The sequence below is a fragment of the Gammaproteobacteria bacterium genome (assembly GCA_009838035.1).
GTDB lineage: Bacteria > Pseudomonadota > Gammaproteobacteria > Steroidobacterales > Foliamicaceae > Foliamicus.
Genome location: VXSK01000019.1, coordinates 34719 through 51066, shown reverse-complemented (window position 1 = coordinate 51066; position 16348 = coordinate 34719). Strand labels below are relative to the sequence as shown.

Sequence of the window (16348 nt, the reverse complement as noted above, 5' to 3'; positions counted from 1 at the left end):
TACCCATGCTTGACAACATGGATACTCCAACGCTCCCACGAGGAGGGGGACGAACGAAGGGCTTTAGTTGGCGCCTGCCCGGTCCCGTAGCTTGCTTTATTCCGAAAAATGCCGATAATTCGGTAGCTTATGGGTGATTCCATCCGGCAAGAGTTTGTCCGGCAACGAACCCTGCGCGGCACTGTCACGGTTTGCGGCATAGGTCTGCACAGCGGTCGAAAGGCGCAAATGACACTTCGTCCCGCCGCTCCCAATAACGGAGTGGTGTTTCGGCGCGCGGACCTTGCGGACGCGCCGGACATTCCGGCGCGTCACGACTTCATCGTTGATACCCGGCTCGGAACGACGCTGGGGAACGGCAACGCACGGGTGGCGACGGTGGAGCATCTGCTGTCCGCCCTGGCAGGAACCGGCATCGACAACGCATGGGTCGATCTGGACGGTCCGGAGGTGCCGGCGCTGGACGGCAGTGCTTCGGCTTTCGTTCTGCTCGTGGAAGAAGCGGGTGTGGAGCGACAGGAGACGCCCAGGAGCTATATCCGGGTGCTCGAGGAAGTCCGGGTGGAGCAGGGTCGGCATTGGGCGGCGCTCTTGCCCGGCGAGGGTTACACGCTTTCCTACCGGGGCGATTTCGCCCATCCCGCTTTCGCTCGCGGCGGCCAGGCACACGAATTCGAGTTTTCGGCCGGGGGTTATGTCGAACAGATAAGCCGCGCGCGCACCTTCGGTTTCCTGCACGAGGTTGCGGCCATGCGCCGGCATGGCCTGGCGCTGGGCGGCGGATTGCACAATGCCGTGGTGTTCGACGATTACCGGGTCGTAAACGAGGGTGGCCTGCGCTACGCGAACGAGCCGATACGGCACAAGCTGCTGGATGCAGTTGGCGATTTGTCGCTGCTCGGCCGGCCCCTGATCGGCCGGTACCGCTGCTTCGGGTCGGGCCACACCCTCAACGCCCGCCTGATGATGGAACTGATGCAGCGGTCTTCGGCCTGGGAGGAGGTAACGGGAGTCTCCTGCGCCGCGGGCGCGTCGCGCAGGCCCGAGCCCGCCGGCCGGCTCGACAGTCTTACAGGGCTAACCTGATGCGAACGCGCCTGACCGGCCAGCCGCCGTTGCCTGCGGCCTGTTCCATGTTGCCGGCCTCGAATCTGAGACGGGCGGCCCATTCGGGAGCGGCGGCGAATACCGTCAGGGTGCCACCCGGATCGAGGTCGCTGCCGGCAAAGCCTGCACGCAGGCCGGGTTGCAGCGATTCGCGCAGCAGCTTGGCCAGCGCCACCTGGTCGCGGGCCTGCTCCGACAGATCGCCGAGCGCGGACCCCAGAGTTTCCGGGCGGCTCCTGCGTGGCGGCGTTCGATTGGTGCGCATGTCGTAGAATCCTTACCTTGCGATATTGCCATGAGCTTGAATACCCGAAACCTGTTGCTGAACCGTAACCTGATCTGGGCCTTCGCCCTGGTTGCCTGTTCGGCCGGAAGCTATTTCGCCGGGAGCCTGTTGCAGGACCGGGCGATGCCGTCCGTGGTTGACCGGCTGGACAAGCTGCAGGCCGCGCTGGTGGCGCAGAACGCGGAATTTGCCGAGGCCCGCGCGAATGCGGAGCGCCGGATCGCCATGATGGCGGTTCGAGTCGAGGAAATGAAAGCGGCATTGGTGCAGATGGAAACCTGGCAGACCTCGCTTGAGGAAATGGGCGGCGAGGCTCCGTTCAAGCCGGTGAGCGCCGACATCCCCAACCCGGCGCTGGGCTATGAGGGCGCCGGCGCAGGCGAACGTGTGGACCTGATCGCCGAGCTCAACCTACTGACGGCCCGGATGAACCAGCGGTTCAGGGAGTTGCAGGACGTGGCCGACGCGCTTACCCGGGAAGGCGCGGAATCCATGTATGCGCCTTCGGGCTGGCCGGTGGATACGCGCCGGATCACCTCGCACCGCGGCTTTCGCAAGGATCCCTTTACGGGCAAACGGCAGTGGCACGACGGCGTGGACATCGACGGCGCCATGGGCGACCCGATATACGCCGTGGCGTCGGGCATCGTCACCTGGTCGGGCCGCAAAGGCAGTTACGGGGAGTTGGTGGAAATCACTCACGCCGGCGGCTACGTCACCCGCTATGCGCACAATTCCCTCAATCTCGTGGCGGTGGGCGATTACGTGCAGCGAGGCCAGGAAATCGCCCGCATGGGCGACAGTGGGCGGGTAACCGGCAGCAGCCTGCATTTTGAAGTCTGGCGCAACGGCGCTAACGTGAACCCGGTTGATTTTCTCCGCAGAACTCCCTGAACCCGCCACAACGCTACCACTGATTTAGCCCTTCGATGCCCACTTCTTCCGGGAGTATTGGAGGCACTGCGTGCCAATGGCTTGGCGCGCAGACCGGAGCAAGCTACACGGATGTATTCATGGTGGATTGCATGAATCCACCCCGGAAGAAGTGGGCATCGAAGGGCTGCGCACACAGCGCGGCAGGAGAACACCAGGAGCCTAGCCGGTGAATCCGCTGCAATTGATCATGGGCAGCCGCAATCAGCGGATGCTGTCGCGGTACGAGAAAGTCGCCCGGCGCATCAACGCGCTGGAGCCGGAGCTCGGGAAGTCGTCGGACGCAAAGCTGAGAGAACGCGCCGCGGCCCTGCGCGCCCGCGCGCGTGAAGGACACGGCGCGGAAGAACTGCTGCCGGAAGCCTATGCCCTGGTGCGGGAAGCCAGCGTGCGAACCCTGGGCCTCAGGCATTTTGACGTGCAGTTGATCGGCGGCATAGCCCTTCACGAAGGCAAGATCGCCGAAATGCGCACCGGCGAGGGCAAGACGCTGGGGGCCACCCTGCCCGCCTTCCTCAATTCCCTGGGAGGCGATGGCGTACACATCGTTACCGTCAACGACTATCTTGCGCGGCGCGACGCCGAGTGGATGGGGCCCGTTTACCGTTTCCTGGGATGCACGGTGGGCGTGGTAGTCAGCCAGCAGACCCCCGAGGAAAAGCGCGAGGCCTACCGCTGCGATGTGTGCTACGGCACCAACAATGAATTCGGGTTCGACTACCTGCGCGACAACCTGGCGCTGCGCGACGAGGACCAGGCGCAGCGGGGACTGAGGTACGCCATAGTCGACGAGGTCGATTCCATCCTGATCGACGAGGCGCGCACCCCGCTGATTATCTCGGGCCCCGCGGAAGAAAGCACCGAACTCTACCGGCGCATGAACCTGGTCGTGCCCCGCCTGAGAATGCGGGAGCAGGAGGACGGGCCGGGAGACTTCACGCTCGACGAGAAAGCCAAGCAGGCATACCTGACCGACGAGGGTCACGAGCGCGTCGAGACGCTGCTGGCCGGCGCTGGGCTGATCGAGGCTGGCGCGAGCCTCTACGACGCGGCCAACGTGCGCCTCATGCACCACCTTACCGCCGCGCTCAGGGCCCGCCACCTCTTCAAGCGCGACGTGGAATACATCGTTCGCGACGGCGAAGTGATCATCGTGGACGAGTTTACGGGCCGCACCATGCCGGGCAGGCGCTGGTCCGACGGGCTGCATCAGGCCGTCGAGGCCAAGGAGAAGGTGGCGGTGCGCCAGGAAAACCGCACCGTGGCGTCGATTACGTTTCAGAACTACTTCCGCATGTACGAAAAGCTGGCCGGCATGACCGGCACCGCCGACACGGAAGCGTATGAGTTCCAGCAGATCTACGGCCTGGAAGTCGTGGTCATTCCGACCCACATGAAGATGATTCGCCGCGACGATCCGGACCTGGTCTTTCTTACCGCCAGCGACAAATTCGACGCGGTGGTCGAGGACATTCAGGAAAGCAGGGACAGGGGTCAGCCCGTACTGGTCGGAACCGCCTCGATCGAGACTTCGGAATTGCTGTCCGGAATGCTGAAGGGCGTGCGGATTCCCCACCAGGTCCTGAACGCCAAGCATCACGCCAGGGAGGCGCAGATCATCGCCGAAGCCGGCCGCCCGGGCGTGGTGACGATCGCCACAAACATGGCGGGCCGCGGGACCGACATCGTGCTGGGCGGAAACCTCGAAGCCGAATTGAAGGGACTCGGCGACGAAGCTCCGGACAGCGAAAAGGGGGCGCTGAGGGAAGACTGGAAGGGGCGCAACCGGCGAGTGATCGAAGCGGGCGGGCTGCGCATCGTGGGCACCGAGCGCCATGAATCAAGGCGAATAGACAACCAGTTGCGTGGGCGTTCCGGGCGCCAGGGCGATCCCGGCGCATCGCGTTTCTACATCTCGCTGGAAGACAGCCTGATGCGGATTTTCGGCGACCCGAAACGCACGCAGGGAATGCTCTCGTCGGTCGGCATGCGCGAAGGCGAGGCGATCGAGAGCAAGCTCCTGTCGCGCCAGATCGAGCGCGCCCAGCGCAAGGTGGAAGCGCACAATTTCGACGTTCGCAAGCAGTTGCTGGAATACGACGACGTCGCCAACGACCAGCGCCGGGTCGTGTACGAGCGGCGCGACGAATTGCTGGGCTCGGGCGATGTCACCGACATCGTCGCGGGCATGCGTGACGAGATGGTGCAGGACCTGGTGGCGCAGCACATGCCCGATGACACCGCCGATGAGGACTGGGACCCGGCCTCGCTGGAGAAGGCCCTGTCGCTGGAACTGGGCGCCGATGCGCCGGTCACCGAATGGCTCCGGGCCAGCCCCGAACTGTCGCCGGACGCCGTAGCCGAGCGGGTCACCGGCGAGCTGGACCGGCTCTACCGCGAGAAGACCGCATCGGTCGCGCCCGACGTCATGCGGCATATCGAGCGCGTGGTTCTGCTGCAGCAACTGGACCATCACTGGAAGGAACACCTGGCGGCCATGGACTACCTGCGCCAGGGAATCCACCTGCGGGGTTATGCGCAAAGGAATCCAAAGCAGGAGTACAAACGCGAAGCCTTCGAGATGTTTACCGAAATGCTCGGCATGGTGGCCAGACAGGTCACGGTGACACTGTGCCGGGCGCAATTCTCGGCCTCGGAAAAGCCCGCCGCGCCAGCCCCCGCGCCGGGCAGGAAGCTGAAACTGCAGCATGATGAAGCCTCGGCGCTGGCCGCTCCCGCCGCCCGCCAGCCTGCCCGCGCGCAGGCGCCCGCAGCCCGTGGCCCCCGCCGCCCGCCCGCAGCGGCCCCGGCGCCGGTCCAGACCTATCGCCGCTCCCGGCCCCGGGTGGGCCGCAACGATCCGTGCCCCTGCGGCTCCGGCAAGAAGTACAAACGCTGCCACGGCGCAATCAGCGCCGACGCCTGAATCGGGGGAAGGCCCCGGGAACGAGGCTGTCCCGGCCTCGTGAAGGGCGGGACGCCCTCCACCTGACTAGAGGCGAAAGGACTCGCCGAGATAAACGGAACGCACCTTCGGGTCTTCGAGCAGTGTCTCCGGCGTGCCGGACGCGATCACAACGCCCTCGTGCAGGATATATCCCCGGCTGCAAATGCCCAGCGTCTCGCGCACGTTATGGTCGGTAATCAGCACGCCGATGCCGCGCCGGGCCAGTTCGGCGATGATCCCCTGGATTTCGTTCACCGAGATCGGGTCGATTCCGGCGAAGGGTTCGTCCAGCAGCACGTAGCGGGGCGACCTCGCCAGGGTTCGGGCGATTTCCACCCTGCGGCGTTCCCCGCCGGAGAGGCTGATGCCCACCGACTTGCGGACGCCGTGAAGCTGGAAATCGTCGAGAAGGCGATTCAACTCGTCGTTCCGGTCCGCGCGTTTCAGGTCGGCCCGCAATTCAAGGATGGCGAGTATGTTCTGCTCCACCGACAGCTTTCGGAAAACCGAGGCTTCCTGGGGAAGGTAGCCCAATCCCAGAAGCGCTCGCCGATGAACGGGGAATCCCGTGACGTCGACTCCGTCCAACCGCACGCAGCCGGTGTCGCAGCTCAGTAATCCCGCGACGACGTAAAAGGCCGTGGTCTTGCCGGCGCCGTTGGGGCCGAGCAGACCCACGACTTCGCCGCCCCGGACATCGAAGGACGCCTCGCGGACGGCGCGGCGTTCGCCGAAGCGCTTCGAGATGCTCTCAGCTCTAAGTGCCGTGTCACGCACTAAGGCTCTTCATCCTCGTCGGAAGCGAAGAAGTCGAAGGTGAACAGGACCGGTACCCCGTCCTGCGGATTGACCGTCACGGTTTCGTTGCGTAGATCGTAGGCAATCGATTGGCCGCTGACCCGGCTTGCCCGGGTTTCGAGGACCGCTTCGCCCATGAAGCGGACCAATTGCGATTCTGCGTCGTACTCCACGGTCGCGGCATTGCCTTCGATCACGATGTCTCCTTCATTGCGCATCCGCACGGGCTCGCCGCGAACGGTGGCGCTCTTCAGCCGGTTTTCCTCGAAACGCAGTTCGGCCGAATCGCAGGTCAGGCTGGCCGTCAGCGCGCGAAAGCGCACATTGCCCACGAAGTTCCAGGTTGCGTTCGTCAGGTCGAAAGAGTCGCTGTCCGCCTGGTCGGCGATGATTTCGTAGCCCGCCTCGCTGATCCGGACGGTCGTGAGGGTCATGCGGCCGGTAGCGGCGTCGTAGTGCAGTCCGTCGTCCGCGTCGATCTGAAGCCTGGATTCCGGTTCGCCGGAACCTTCCTGTGAATATGCCACAACCGGCAGCAGGAGCGCCGACAGAACGATGAGTCGCAGTGCGTTACGGATTGGCGATCGAACGTACATCGGACTCTAGTGTAATGATCTGCTCGCCGATTTTCGCGTCAAGGCCGTTCGCCTCAAATTCAAAAGCGCCGATCCGCAGCCGGACCGGCCGGTCGGTCCGGGCCGTCATGCCCCTCGGCTCAAGGATGATGTGTTCGCCGAAGATGGCCGATCCGCCCGCCCCTCCTTCGGGCTTGTGGACATGAACGTCTCCGGTGAGCGTGATGCTCGTTCCGTCGGGCGGGAACGTGGCGCGCCGGGCCGTCGCGGCCCAGTCCCCGGTAGGCCCGAAGGTCATGCGAAGGCCGCCTTGCGCAACAATATCGGCGTCTGCGTCGGGCATTTCCGCGGAATCGGCCGCCAGTTCCCACGCCTGGGGACCGCGCCGGCGGATCGATACCGGCTCCATCCTCAGGGCAGTGCCGTGCTGGGATCGGACAGCGGAGCCGGAGGTCACGACAAGCGTGGCCCGGCCGTCCTCTCCGGCCAGCGTCATCCGTGCGTCGCGAAAGAAATAGTTACCGGCAAGACTTGCCTGTTCCGGCCCGGAAACGGACTCGGTCCGGAAGCCAAGCAGCAGGCTCGCGAGAGCCAGGCCCAGCAGGAGCAGCGTCGGTACATGGCGGCGCAACCGGCTCATGATTGCGCCGCCAGCATGAAGTCGCATACTTCGCGAACGGCCCCATGCCCTCCCGGCAGGGAGGTCACCCAGTCCGCTTCGTCCCGCACTTCGGTATGGGCGTCGGCCACGGCAACGGCAAGTCCGGCCAGCCGCATGGCCGGAAGATCGACCACGTCGTCGCCGACGAATGCGGCCTGATCGGGCCGTAGGGCGAGTTCCCCCAGCAGACTCGAGAGCGCCGCCTGCTTGTCCCTGCACCGCAGCGAAAAGTGCCGGATCCCCAATTCGCTCAATCGCAATCGCAAGCCGTAGCTGTCCCGGCCTGAGATCACCGCTACCTCGATGCCGACCCGCATTGCGGCACGGATACCGTAGCCGTCGCGCACCGAGAATCCGGTCGTCCACTCGCTCCGGCTCGCATCCGCGATGAAGATTCGCCCGTCGGTCAGCACGCCATCGGCGTCCAGCGCCAGCAGGCGGATACCGGCAGCCCGATCGCGCAGGGACACAGGCGGGCGCATCAGACCACGCCGGCCCGCATCAGGTCGTGGATGTTGAATACGCCAACGAGGAAACCATCCGCCACGACCATCAGCGCCGTGATCCTGCTCTGTTTCATTTCCGTGACCGCTGCCGAAGCCAGAAGGTCCGGCGCCACCGAGCGCCCTCCCCGGGTCATGACATCGGCCATGCGGGTCTTCCTGAGATCAACCTCGCGATCCATGGCGCGGCGCAGGTCGCCGTCCGTGAATACTCCGAGGGGGCGCCCGCTGTCATCGGTAATCGCGGTCATACCCAGGCCCTTGCGGCTCATTTCCAGCAGTCCTTCGGCGAGCGTGGCGGTCGGAGCCACCTGCGGGATTTCGGCGCCGGTGCGCATCACTTCCGATACCGGCACCAGCAGGCGCCGTCCCAGCCGCCCGCCCGGATGGGTGCGGGCGAACTCCTCGGGAGTGAAGCCGCGCGCCTCGAGCAGGGCAACCGCCAGCGCGTCGCCGAGCGCCAGCATCGCAGTCGTGCTGGACGTGGGTGCGAGGTTCAGCGGACAGGCTTCTTCCCGCACCTGCGCGTCCAGGACCGCCGTGGCGTGGCGGGCCAGCGTCGAATCCTCCTGACCGGTCATCGCGATCAACGGAACGCCTGCGCTTTTCAGCATCGGAAGCAGGCGGACGATTTCCTCGGTTTCGCCGGAATTCGACAACGCGATCACGATGTCTTCCGGCGCGATCATGCCCAGATCGCCGTGGCCGGCCTCGCCCGTATGCATGAAGAATGCCGGCGTCCCGGTACTGGCCAGGGTGGCCGCGATCTTGCCGGCGATATGGCCCGACTTCCCGATGCCGGTAAGCACTACACGGCCCTCGGTTTCCAGGCATAGCCCGCAGGCGGTGGCGAAATCCTCGCCCAGCCGCTCTTCGAGATCCGCCACGGCCCTGGCTTCCATTCTCAGAACCCGGCGCGCCTCCTCGATGAAACGTGTCTTCTCAGGCATGGGCTGGCATGATAATCGGGGACGCCGAGCGACTTACGCCGCCCACGCTATCACCACGACCAGATACAGCGCAAAGGGCAAGAGCAGGCTCGCGCTCCAGGCAGGGCCAAGGCGGCCCCGCATCCGGCACAACGCGGCCAGAGCGACAAACCACAATGTAAAGCCCACAAGCATCGGAACGTGCAGGGTCAGCAGCTGCGGCGAGAATCCGGAAGGAGCGATAGCGCCCGCCACGCCGATGACCACCAGCAGGTTGAATATGTTGGACCCGATAACGTTGCCTAGGGCGAGTTCCGCTTCGCGCTTGATCGCGCCGGCGATCGTGATGGCCAGTTCCGGCAGGCTGGTGCCGATGGCGACTATCGTTGCGCCGATCACCAGTTCTTCCACGCCGGCGATCATCGCGACCTGCTGGGCGGCGCGCACCAGCAGTTCCGCGCCCCCCAGCAGCAGTAGCAGCCCCCCGGCAGCGTACGCGGCGTTGCGCGGCAGGCTGCGCAACGGCGCCTGCGCCTGGTCGTCCGCGATTTCCGTGCTGCGCCTGAGGCCGGCGTTTCGCACCAGCAGCCAGGCCACGAGAGGCATCGCCGCCAACAGCAGCAGGCCATCCAGCCGCGAGAGATACTGATTGAAGACCAGCAGGCAGGCCAGTGCGGTAACGGCCGACATCACCCCAAGTTCCACGCCCCCTGCGCCTCGTTCGCGGCGCATGCCCATGAGCAGCACGGCCGCGCCCAGTACCAGGCCGATGTTGGCGATATTGGAACCGACGGCGTTGCCGAGCGCCAACTCCACGCTGTCCCTGTACGCCGCGACCGCCGCCACCACGGCCTCGGGCATGGAGGTTGCGAAGCCGGCCAGGAACATGCCCACCAGCATCGGGGAGATCCGCAGGCGCCTGGCCCCGTCGGCGGCCCCCTCGATGAACAGTCGGGCGCCGAAAGCCAGAAGCGCCAGGCCGACTGCCGCCGCGAGCAACCATGGGACAAGAGTATTCAAGTTTGTGCGCTAGTGTGCTGTCTCATGAGTTCCTTGCCTTTCAGCGTGTCCCCTGTGGCGTGTGGCGAGGCGCGTTCCGCCGGGAATGGTATTGCCCATTGCCCAGGGGCGCAACGCGGCCACGGGCCACAGGGGCCGCGCCCTTCGGGAGCGGGCCTGAAGCGCCACTGCGGCGTTGCCGTCCTGGGCAATACGGACGTATTCCCTGCGGCCGGCGCCTTGCATTGACGCTTTAGGCCCGCTCTGAAAGGCAAGGAACTCATGGGACAGCACACCGGAATTGAAAGTAAAATTCCGGCGATGACACCGGGGGAAATTTCCGCTCTGATTTCGGCGCACCTGCCAGGCAGCGAAGTCAGCGTCGCGAGCGAGGATAACACGCACTTCAACGCCACCGTAGTCAGCAGCGCCTTCGAGGGTCTGCGCCCGCTGGGGCGTCATCGGATCGTGTACGAGGCGCTGGGTTCGCGTATGGGCAGGGAAATTCATGCCCTATCGATAGAGGCCCATACGCCCGGCGAGTGGGCGCGGCTGCCGGGGCGGGAAACAGAGACGCCGCGTGGATAAATTTGTTGTCTCCGGCGGTGCAACGCTGGACGGCGAAGTTCCCATTTCCGGCGCCAAGAACGCGGCCCTGCCGATACTGGCGGCCTCGCTGCTCAGCCCGGAACCGCTGCAACTGGCCAACCTGCCCGATCTGCGCGACGTGCACACGATGCTGCACCTGCTGAGGATCCTTGGCGCCAGGGTCAATGGCTCGGCGCCCGGCAGAACCAGCGTGTCGCTTGAGGACCCGGAGTCGTTTTCCGCGCCATACGAACTGGTGCGCACGATGCGCGCGTCGCTGCTTGTCCTCGGCCCGCTGCTGGGGCGCTTCGGGCGGGCCGACGTATCACTGCCCGGAGGCTGCGCCATCGGCGCCCGCCCGGTGGATATCCATGTCAATGCGCTTCGCACGATGGGAGCCGAAGTGGAGATTCGTGGCGGCTATATTTCCGCACGCTGCTGCGGGCTCAAGGGCGCTCGCATCGATCTGCCTCTGCCGACGGTAACCGGAACCGAGAATATCCTGATGGCCGCGGTTCTGGCCGAAGGCGAGACGGTCATCGAGAATGCCGCGCGGGAACCGGAAGTGCGCGATCTGGCCGACTGCCTCAACGCGATGGGGGCAAAGGTTGCCGGGGCCGGCGGATCACGCATTTCCGTCAGGGGCGTAAAGAAGCTGCATGGCGCCAGCCGCGCGATTCTTCCCGACCGCATTGAGGCCGGCACCTACCTGGTTGCCGGCGCCATGACCGGAGGGCGCGTCGTCGCCCGGTTCAGTGGGGAACTGGCCCTGGGCGAGGTCGTGGGCGCGCTCCGGAACACGGGCGCCAGGGTCCGCCGCGGCGAAGGTTTCGTGGAGCTGGACATGCGGGGTCGCCGGCCGCATTCGGTCAACCTGGTGACCGCGCCCTGGCCCGGCTTCCCTACCGACATGCAGGCGCAATTCACGGCCCTGAACGCGATCGCCAGCGAACACGCGCTGGTTCGGGAAAGCGTATTCGAGCAAAGGTTCATGCACGTGGCGGAGCTCCAGCGCATGGGCGCGGACATCGAACCCCTGGGCCGGGAGGTTCTGATACGCGGCGTCCGGAAGTTGCAGGCCGCTCCGGTAATGGCCACAGACCTGCGCGCTTCCGCCAGCCTGGTGCTCGCCGCGCTGGTCGCCGAGGGCGAAACCGTGATTCACCGCGTCTATCATGTGGACCGCGGATACGAGCGAATCGAGGAGAAACTGAACGATCTGGGCGCGGTTATCCGCCGCGTATAATCCGGCCCATGATCCTGTATTCCAGTCCCATCAATCTTCATAGTCACCGGGTTCGAATAGTTGTAGCGGAAAAGAATATCGGTGTGCGAATTGTTCAGGTGCGAGACGGCAATCTTCCGCCCGATATTCAGTTGCTGAACCCTTACAACACGCTGCCGACGCTCGTGGACCGGGAATTGGCGGTCTATCACTCCCGAATCATCATCAACTACCTCGACGAGCGCTTTCCGCAACCGCCGCTGATGCCGGTCGACCCCAAGCGGCGGGCGCATTTCCGGCTGGCGCTGCACCGAATCGAGAACGACTTCTACAACCTCGCCGCACGACTGGACGGCAACGACGGAGAAGGCGAGAAGAGGCAGCTCCGCGAGGCGATGATCGAAGTTTCCGAAGCGGTGGAGTCCAGCCGCTTTTTTTTGGGCGACGAATTCTCCCTCGTGGACTGCAGCCTGGCGCCCGTGCTCTGGCGCCTGCGCAGCTACGGCATCGATCCCGGCCCGCGCGCCGAGGCCCTGTACGGCTACATGCGGAGAGTATTCGGCCGCCCCTCCTTCATGGAGGGCCTGTCCGAACTGGAGCGGGACATGCGCCCGCTGGCCGCCTGACGCCACGGGCTGCCCGCCACCGGCTTGCATGGCATGAGCGAGGGAACCCTTTCACTGAAGCCGTACCTCCTGCGCGCCGTGCATGAGTGGATTACCGATCGCGGCGACACTCCGCAGGTGGTGGTAAACGCCGACCGCACGGACGTTGCGGTGCCCAGGGACGGGATCAAGGACGGGCGAATCGTTCTCAACATCAGCTATCAGGCCACGCGCAATCTTGAACTGGGCGGCGAAACACTCAGTTTCGAGGCGCGTTTCTCCGGCGCCGCTCACCGGGTATCGGTGCCGGTGGACGCGGTACTCTGTATTTTTTCGCGGGAAACCGGCCAGGGGGTCGTGCTGACGGATCAACTGGGCGCCGCTATCGGGGAAGTGGCCGGTCCGTCGCCCACCCCGCCGCCCCGCGGGACGCCGAAGCTCAGGCTGGTCAAGTAGGGCCGCTGTCCCCGTACGCGTCGTCCAGAAGCCTGCAAAGGCAATGGATGGCGAACAGGTGAATCTCCTGGATCCTCGCCGTGCGGGTATGCGGCGCCCGCAGTTCGATATCGGCCTTTCCCAGGGTCCTTGAGACTTCCCCTCCGTCGCGGCCGGTCAGCGCCACGACGCGCATGCCGGCCCGGTGAGCGGCGCGCACCGCGTTCGTGACGTTGGGCGATGCGCCGGAGGTGCTGATCGCCAGCAGAACGTCGCCGGACCTGCCCAGTCCGCTTACCTGGCGAGAAAAGACCTCTTCGTAGCTGCGGTCGTTTGCGATCGAGGTGAGCGTGGAACTGTCGGTCGTAAGGGCGATCGCGGGAAGGCTGGCGCGCTCGGTCTCGAACCGGTTCAGCAGTTCCGAGGCGAAATGCTGCGCGTCCGCCGCCGAACCTCCATTGCCGCAGCTCAGAATCTTGCCGCCGGCGCTTAAGGATTCGAGCATCAGCGCCGCCGCTTCGGCAATCGGGACGGCCAGCGCGTCGGCCGACCGCCGGTTGACCTCGAGGCTTTCGGCGAATTCGCGTTTGACTCGTTCAGCGTCCATCAAATTGCAATGCGTTGCGGATCCAGCGGAACCTGGCGCGGGTGGCTTCGGTCAGAACGCCCACAACGTCAAAGCGCAGCATCATACCGTTGAATTGCGGGTTGTCGCGAATGAAACAGCGCGCCGCAAGCATCAGTGAACGTCTTTTCCGGTGGTTAATGGAAGCCTCGGGCGCGCCATGGCGGTCGCTGCGCCGCGCGCGCACCTCGACCACCACCAGTTGAGCGCCATCACGCATGACCAGGTCAAGCTCACCGTAGCGGCAGCGGTAGTTGGCGGCGAGCCGTTTCAGGCCGCGGGCTTCAAGGTATCCGCAGGCCTGCCTTTCGGCCTCGGATCCCCTGCGAGGGCCGGCGCCGGGGCGGCCTAGGGCGTTGCCGGTGCGGCTGTCAAATTGCCTTCTTCGACCCGCGTCCATGCCAGTTCCCGTTGCAGCCGCCCGTCGGGAGCACGGGAGACAATGCCGGTAAGACCGCCGATGCCCTTGACCAGCCCCTTCGATCCGTCAAACAGGGACAGCGCCAGCTTGAAGCTGTCGTAGCCCATCGCAAAAAGCGCGATGTTGAATCCCGAGGCGGCAAGCCAGTCGGGCGAAAACTCGCCGTGCACCACCTGCACATGCCGGTCCGCCAGCACGGGCAGCGCGGGCATTTCCACGCCGTTCAAGTCGCGATTATCGAGATGCTCGGGATCGAAGATGTTCTGTATGGCGTAAATCGGCAGATCGCCCGAATAGTTGTAGCGCAGCTGGGGGACCAGCAATTGGCCCTGGGCCGCGCGCGCCACCACGAAGACCAGGTCCGCGTCCTGGCGGCGGCGAGGCTCGAAGCTCAACCTTCTGCCCAGGCGCCTTTGCAGCTCGTCGTGCCGGCGGTTGCTTGCGCCGATCTTCAGCAGCCGTCCGATCTGGTCGGAATAATCCACCGCCGCAAGGCTGTACGGCTCCTGTGCAATGATCTCGCCACCGCCATCCTGGTACTCCTGCGCGAAACTGCGGTAGATGCGCCGTCCCCACTCGTTGCCGGGGTACAGCACCAGCGCGCGCCTGAGCCCCCGGCCGAGGGCGTGGCGCGCCGCCTGGCGGCTCTCGTGCTCGGGCGCGAGGGCGAACTCTTCGAATCGGGGCGGCGGAGAACCGGCACGCAAACGGTTCAGGGCGAGCGTGGGACGTTCGCCGGCGATTTCCGCGACCCGCTCAACCGATTCGGGCAGCAGCGGCCCGACGACGATGTCCGCGCCTTCCTCCACCGCGCGGCTCCATTCCCGCGCCGCATCAAGGGGATCGACGACTTCGTAGAACGCGACCTCGGGGCTGGCGCAGGAGGACTTCAGTGCGTAACGCGCGGCCAGGAATCCGTCGCGCAACGACCGCCGGGCATCGGCGTATCGTTCCGATCCGGGCAACAGCATTGCAATGCGGGAAGGACGCGTGGCGGACCGGCAAATCTCGGGAGTGATCGTGTCACCCAGCAGATCGACGGCCGGATGCTGCGGAAACCTCTCCTGCCAGTCTTGCAGGGCGGCGCGGGCCTCGGTCGGGTCGGCCTCCAGTTCACTGGTGAGCATGGCGAGTTCTATCCAGCCCAATTGAACCCCTTCCACGCCGTCGGTAGTCAGTTGGGCACGGTATTCGCGCAGCAGCGACCAGGTGAACTCGGCGCTTTCGAAATCGCCCTCGGCGAATCCCGCGCCGAGCAGCGTCAGGTCCTGCAAGGCTTCGGCCGGCCTCTGCAGTGCAAAGAGCAGTTCCGAGCGGGTCCGGAGCAGGTCGCCTGCAAGGTCGGGATACCGGTCGGGATCGATCGCCGCAAGCCTCTCGTACGCGACGTCCGGGCCTCCGACCATCCTTTCGCTTTCGGCCGCCGCGAGCGACCATAGCCCGATCCATTCGATGTCGGGGTCGATCGCCTGCAGTTCGCTGAGCGCCCGCCGGTTACGGCCCTCGCGGCCCGCTTCACGTGCCGCCAGGATCCGGTAGCGCTGTCGCAGCTGCGGAGGTGCCCGGCGAACCATGGAAAGGTAGACTTGGCGGGCAGCGCCGTGATCTCCGGCAGTGGAAAGGGTGCGCGCCTGTTCGCCAAGGGCCGCCAGTTCCTCGCTGGAAGCCCGCATCAGATCCGCGGGAGTGCAGGCGGCCAGGGCGACAAGCGCCAGGGCTGCGAGAGCCGCAAACCGGGCATGGCGTACCAGTGCCGGCGTCGCGTAACGGCTGGCTCGGCGCCTTGGGGCGGGCATGGAGGTGATCATATGACGGTTGCGAAGATGGCGGGGGCAGGCGCGCCTGAAGAAGCGGGGGCCTTGTTTGTCGCCGCCACTCCAATTGGCAACCTGGACGATGTTAGCACGCGGCTGACAGCGGTTTTCGAGCGCGCTTCCGGCGTGGCGGCGGAGGATACGCGCCGAACCCGCAAGCTGCTGCACAGCCTGGGAATACGCGTTGCGATGGTTTCCCTGCACGCCCACAACGAGCGTTCCAGGATTCCCGAACTTCTGCAGAGACTGCTGTCGGGAGAGGACCTGGTCCTGATGAGCGATGCAGGAACGCCCGGCATCAGCGATCCGGGCATGCGCCTGGTTCGCGAAGCAAGGCAGTCGGGCATACGCGTAAGTCCACTGCCCGGACCCTGCGCCGCGGTGGCGGCCCTGTCGGTGGCCGGCTTTCCCGCCGACCGCTTTCACTTCGAGGGATTCCTGCCCGCACGGCAGGCGGCGAGGCGCGCGCGGCTGAAACAACTCGAGGCAGTTCCCGAAACCCTGGTCTTTTACGAAGCGGTGCATCGGCTGACGGCGGCCCTTGAAGACATGCAGGACATTTTCGGCAGCGAACGCAAGGCATTTCTGGCCCGCGAACTGACCAAGATCCACGAGAGCGCTTACGGCGACAGCCTGGCGGAGCTGTGCGCGGCAGCCGCGGCGGGCGTGATCGTCGCCAGGGGCGAGTTCACGCTGGTCGTGGCCGGCAGCGGCGCGCAGGATCAGGACGAGAAGGAGCTGGACGCCGTGCTGCGCCCCTTGCTGGAGGAGCTGCCGACCCGCCAGGCGGCCCGGCTTGCGGCTTCGATCGCAGGGTGTTCGCGCCGCCTCGCGTACCGGCGCGCGCTGGCCTTGAGGCCGCCCGGGGAGCGGGTCCCGTAGAGGCGCCGCCAAGCG

General features: G+C 65.6%; 18 protein-coding genes. 8 read left to right on the top strand and 10 right to left on the bottom strand.

Features of this window, described 5'->3' with window-relative positions:
- The first annotated feature begins 129 nt into the window (after positions 1–129).
- Positions 130–1086 carry a UDP-3-O-acyl-N-acetylglucosamine deacetylase gene (locus tag F4Y72_08625; GenBank protein MXZ28352.1) on the top strand — a complete coding sequence of 319 codons (957 nt, stop codon included), beginning with the start codon at positions 130–132 and terminating at the stop codon, positions 1084–1086.
- On the opposite strand, the gene F4Y72_08620 is transcribed toward F4Y72_08625, so the two are convergent.
- The gene (locus F4Y72_08620; protein ID MXZ28351.1) at positions 1070–1372 is read right to left on the bottom strand and encodes a hypothetical protein; all 303 of its coding nucleotides are present in this window, start codon (positions 1370–1372) and stop codon (positions 1070–1072) included. The two genes, F4Y72_08625 and F4Y72_08620, sit on opposite strands and share 17 nt — an antisense overlap.
- A gap of 30 nt (positions 1373–1402) precedes the next feature.
- Between F4Y72_08620 and F4Y72_08615 the strand changes: the two genes are divergently transcribed.
- Complete coding sequence (locus F4Y72_08615; protein ID MXZ28350.1) at positions 1403–2287, top strand: peptidoglycan DD-metalloendopeptidase family protein; 885 nt, start codon at positions 1403–1405, stop codon at positions 2285–2287.
- A 229-nt stretch (positions 2288–2516) separates the two neighbouring features.
- Positions 2517–5252 carry a preprotein translocase subunit SecA gene (secA, locus tag F4Y72_08610; protein MXZ28349.1) on the top strand — a complete coding sequence of 912 codons (2736 nt, stop codon included), beginning with the start codon at positions 2517–2519 and terminating at the stop codon, positions 5250–5252.
- A gap of 66 nt (positions 5253–5318) precedes the next feature.
- On the opposite strand, the gene lptB is transcribed toward secA, so the two are convergent.
- The 6 genes from lptB to F4Y72_08580 are packed head-to-tail and all read right to left on the bottom strand — an operon-like array spanning position 5319 to position 9759.
- On the bottom strand, positions 5319–6050 hold the full coding sequence (gene lptB / locus F4Y72_08605) for an LPS export ABC transporter ATP-binding protein (protein ID MXZ28348.1): 732 nt from the start codon (positions 6048–6050) through the stop codon (positions 5319–5321).
- Positions 6050–6667, bottom strand: a complete 618-nt coding sequence (locus F4Y72_08600; protein MXZ28347.1) for a hypothetical protein — start codon at positions 6665–6667, stop codon at positions 6050–6052. Before F4Y72_08600 ends, lptB begins: the two co-directional genes overlap by 1 nt.
- Complete coding sequence (gene lptC / locus F4Y72_08595; protein ID MXZ28346.1) at positions 6642–7313, bottom strand: LPS export ABC transporter periplasmic protein LptC; 672 nt, start codon at positions 7311–7313, stop codon at positions 6642–6644. Before lptC ends, F4Y72_08600 begins: the two co-directional genes overlap by 26 nt.
- Complete coding sequence (locus F4Y72_08590) at positions 7283–7789, bottom strand: HAD hydrolase family protein (protein MXZ28345.1); 507 nt, start codon at positions 7787–7789, stop codon at positions 7283–7285. Before F4Y72_08590 ends, lptC begins: the two co-directional genes overlap by 31 nt.
- Positions 7789–8760, bottom strand: coding sequence for a KpsF/GutQ family sugar-phosphate isomerase (locus F4Y72_08585; GenBank protein ID MXZ28344.1), 972 nt, complete (start codon positions 8758–8760; stop codon positions 7789–7791). Before F4Y72_08585 ends, F4Y72_08590 begins: the two co-directional genes overlap by 1 nt.
- Before the next feature lie 33 nt (positions 8761–8793).
- Positions 8794–9759 (bottom strand): calcium/sodium antiporter, encoded by a 966-nt coding sequence (locus F4Y72_08580; protein MXZ28343.1) that lies wholly within the window; start codon positions 9757–9759, stop codon positions 8794–8796.
- A gap of 300 nt (positions 9760–10059) precedes the next feature.
- On the opposite strand from F4Y72_08580, the gene F4Y72_08575 reads away from it, so the two are divergent.
- From F4Y72_08575 to F4Y72_08560, 4 genes are read left to right on the top strand one after another with little or no spacing between them, the layout of a single operon-like run.
- A complete protein-coding gene (locus F4Y72_08575; protein ID MXZ28342.1) occupies positions 10060–10326 on the top strand; it encodes a BolA/IbaG family iron-sulfur metabolism protein in 267 nt (88 codons plus the stop codon).
- Positions 10319–11572, top strand: a complete 1254-nt coding sequence (gene murA / locus F4Y72_08570; protein MXZ28341.1) for a UDP-N-acetylglucosamine 1-carboxyvinyltransferase — start codon at positions 10319–10321, stop codon at positions 11570–11572. The genes F4Y72_08575 and murA overlap by 8 nt, the downstream gene beginning before the upstream one ends.
- An 8-nt stretch (positions 11573–11580) precedes the next feature.
- Entirely contained in the window at positions 11581–12177 is a 597-nt protein-coding gene (gene sspA / locus F4Y72_08565) for a stringent starvation protein A (GenBank protein MXZ28340.1), read from the top strand.
- Between the two features lie 33 nt (positions 12178–12210).
- On the top strand, positions 12211–12612 hold the full coding sequence (locus F4Y72_08560; protein MXZ28339.1) for a ClpXP protease specificity-enhancing factor: 402 nt from the start codon (positions 12211–12213) through the stop codon (positions 12610–12612).
- Here the strand turns inward: F4Y72_08560 and F4Y72_08555 are convergent.
- Genes F4Y72_08555 through F4Y72_08545 form a run of 3 tightly spaced genes read right to left on the bottom strand, consistent with a single transcriptional unit; the run spans position 12605 to position 15445 of the window.
- Positions 12605–13198 (bottom strand): phosphoheptose isomerase, encoded by a 594-nt coding sequence (locus F4Y72_08555; GenBank protein ID MXZ28338.1) that lies wholly within the window; start codon positions 13196–13198, stop codon positions 12605–12607. The two genes, F4Y72_08560 and F4Y72_08555, sit on opposite strands and share 8 nt — an antisense overlap.
- The gene (locus tag F4Y72_08550) at positions 13188–13616 is read right to left on the bottom strand and encodes a YraN family protein (protein MXZ28337.1); all 429 of its coding nucleotides are present in this window, start codon (positions 13614–13616) and stop codon (positions 13188–13190) included. Before F4Y72_08550 ends, F4Y72_08555 begins: the two co-directional genes overlap by 11 nt.
- On the bottom strand, positions 13565–15445 hold the full coding sequence (locus F4Y72_08545; protein ID MXZ28336.1) for an ABC transporter substrate-binding protein: 1881 nt from the start codon (positions 15443–15445) through the stop codon (positions 13565–13567). The genes F4Y72_08550 and F4Y72_08545 overlap by 52 nt, the downstream gene beginning before the upstream one ends.
- A 15-nt stretch (positions 15446–15460) precedes the next feature.
- Between F4Y72_08545 and rsmI the strand changes: the two genes are divergently transcribed.
- Positions 15461–16333, top strand: a complete 873-nt coding sequence (rsmI, locus tag F4Y72_08540) for a 16S rRNA (cytidine(1402)-2'-O)-methyltransferase (protein ID MXZ28335.1) — start codon at positions 15461–15463, stop codon at positions 16331–16333.
- The last annotated feature ends 15 nt before the right edge of the window (positions 16334–16348 follow it).

Bases quoted from the DNA above. Each gene is read 5' to 3' on its own strand.
- F4Y72_08625 (MXZ28352.1), top strand. From the start codon at position 130: ATGGGTGATTCCATCCGGCAAGAGTTTGTCCGGCAACGAACCCTGCGC.
- F4Y72_08620 (MXZ28351.1), bottom strand. From the start codon at position 1,372: ATGCGCACCAATCGAACGCCGCCACGCAGGAGCCGCCCGGAAACTCTG.
- F4Y72_08615 (MXZ28350.1), top strand. From the start codon at position 1,403: ATGAGCTTGAATACCCGAAACCTGTTGCTGAACCGTAACCTGATCTGG.
- secA (MXZ28349.1), top strand. From the start codon at position 2,517: ATGGGCAGCCGCAATCAGCGGATGCTGTCGCGGTACGAGAAAGTCGCC.
- F4Y72_08600 (MXZ28347.1), bottom strand. From the start codon at position 6,667: ATGTACGTTCGATCGCCAATCCGTAACGCACTGCGACTCATCGTTCTG.
- lptC (MXZ28346.1), bottom strand. From the start codon at position 7,313: ATGCGACTTCATGCTGGCGGCGCAATCATGAGCCGGTTGCGCCGCCAT.
- F4Y72_08590 (MXZ28345.1), bottom strand. From the start codon at position 7,789: ATGCGCCCGCCTGTGTCCCTGCGCGATCGGGCTGCCGGTATCCGCCTG.
- F4Y72_08585 (MXZ28344.1), bottom strand. From the start codon at position 8,760: ATGCCTGAGAAGACACGTTTCATCGAGGAGGCGCGCCGGGTTCTGAGA.
- F4Y72_08575 (MXZ28342.1), top strand. From the start codon at position 10,060: ATGACACCGGGGGAAATTTCCGCTCTGATTTCGGCGCACCTGCCAGGC.
- sspA (MXZ28340.1), top strand. From the start codon at position 11,581: ATGATCCTGTATTCCAGTCCCATCAATCTTCATAGTCACCGGGTTCGA.
- F4Y72_08560 (MXZ28339.1), top strand. From the start codon at position 12,211: ATGAGCGAGGGAACCCTTTCACTGAAGCCGTACCTCCTGCGCGCCGTG.
- F4Y72_08555 (MXZ28338.1), bottom strand. From the start codon at position 13,198: ATGGACGCTGAACGAGTCAAACGCGAATTCGCCGAAAGCCTCGAGGTC.
- F4Y72_08550 (MXZ28337.1), bottom strand. From the start codon at position 13,616: ATGGACGCGGGTCGAAGAAGGCAATTTGACAGCCGCACCGGCAACGCC.
- F4Y72_08545 (MXZ28336.1), bottom strand. From the start codon at position 15,445: ATGATCACCTCCATGCCCGCCCCAAGGCGCCGAGCCAGCCGTTACGCG.
- rsmI (MXZ28335.1), top strand. From the start codon at position 15,461: ATGGCGGGGGCAGGCGCGCCTGAAGAAGCGGGGGCCTTGTTTGTCGCC.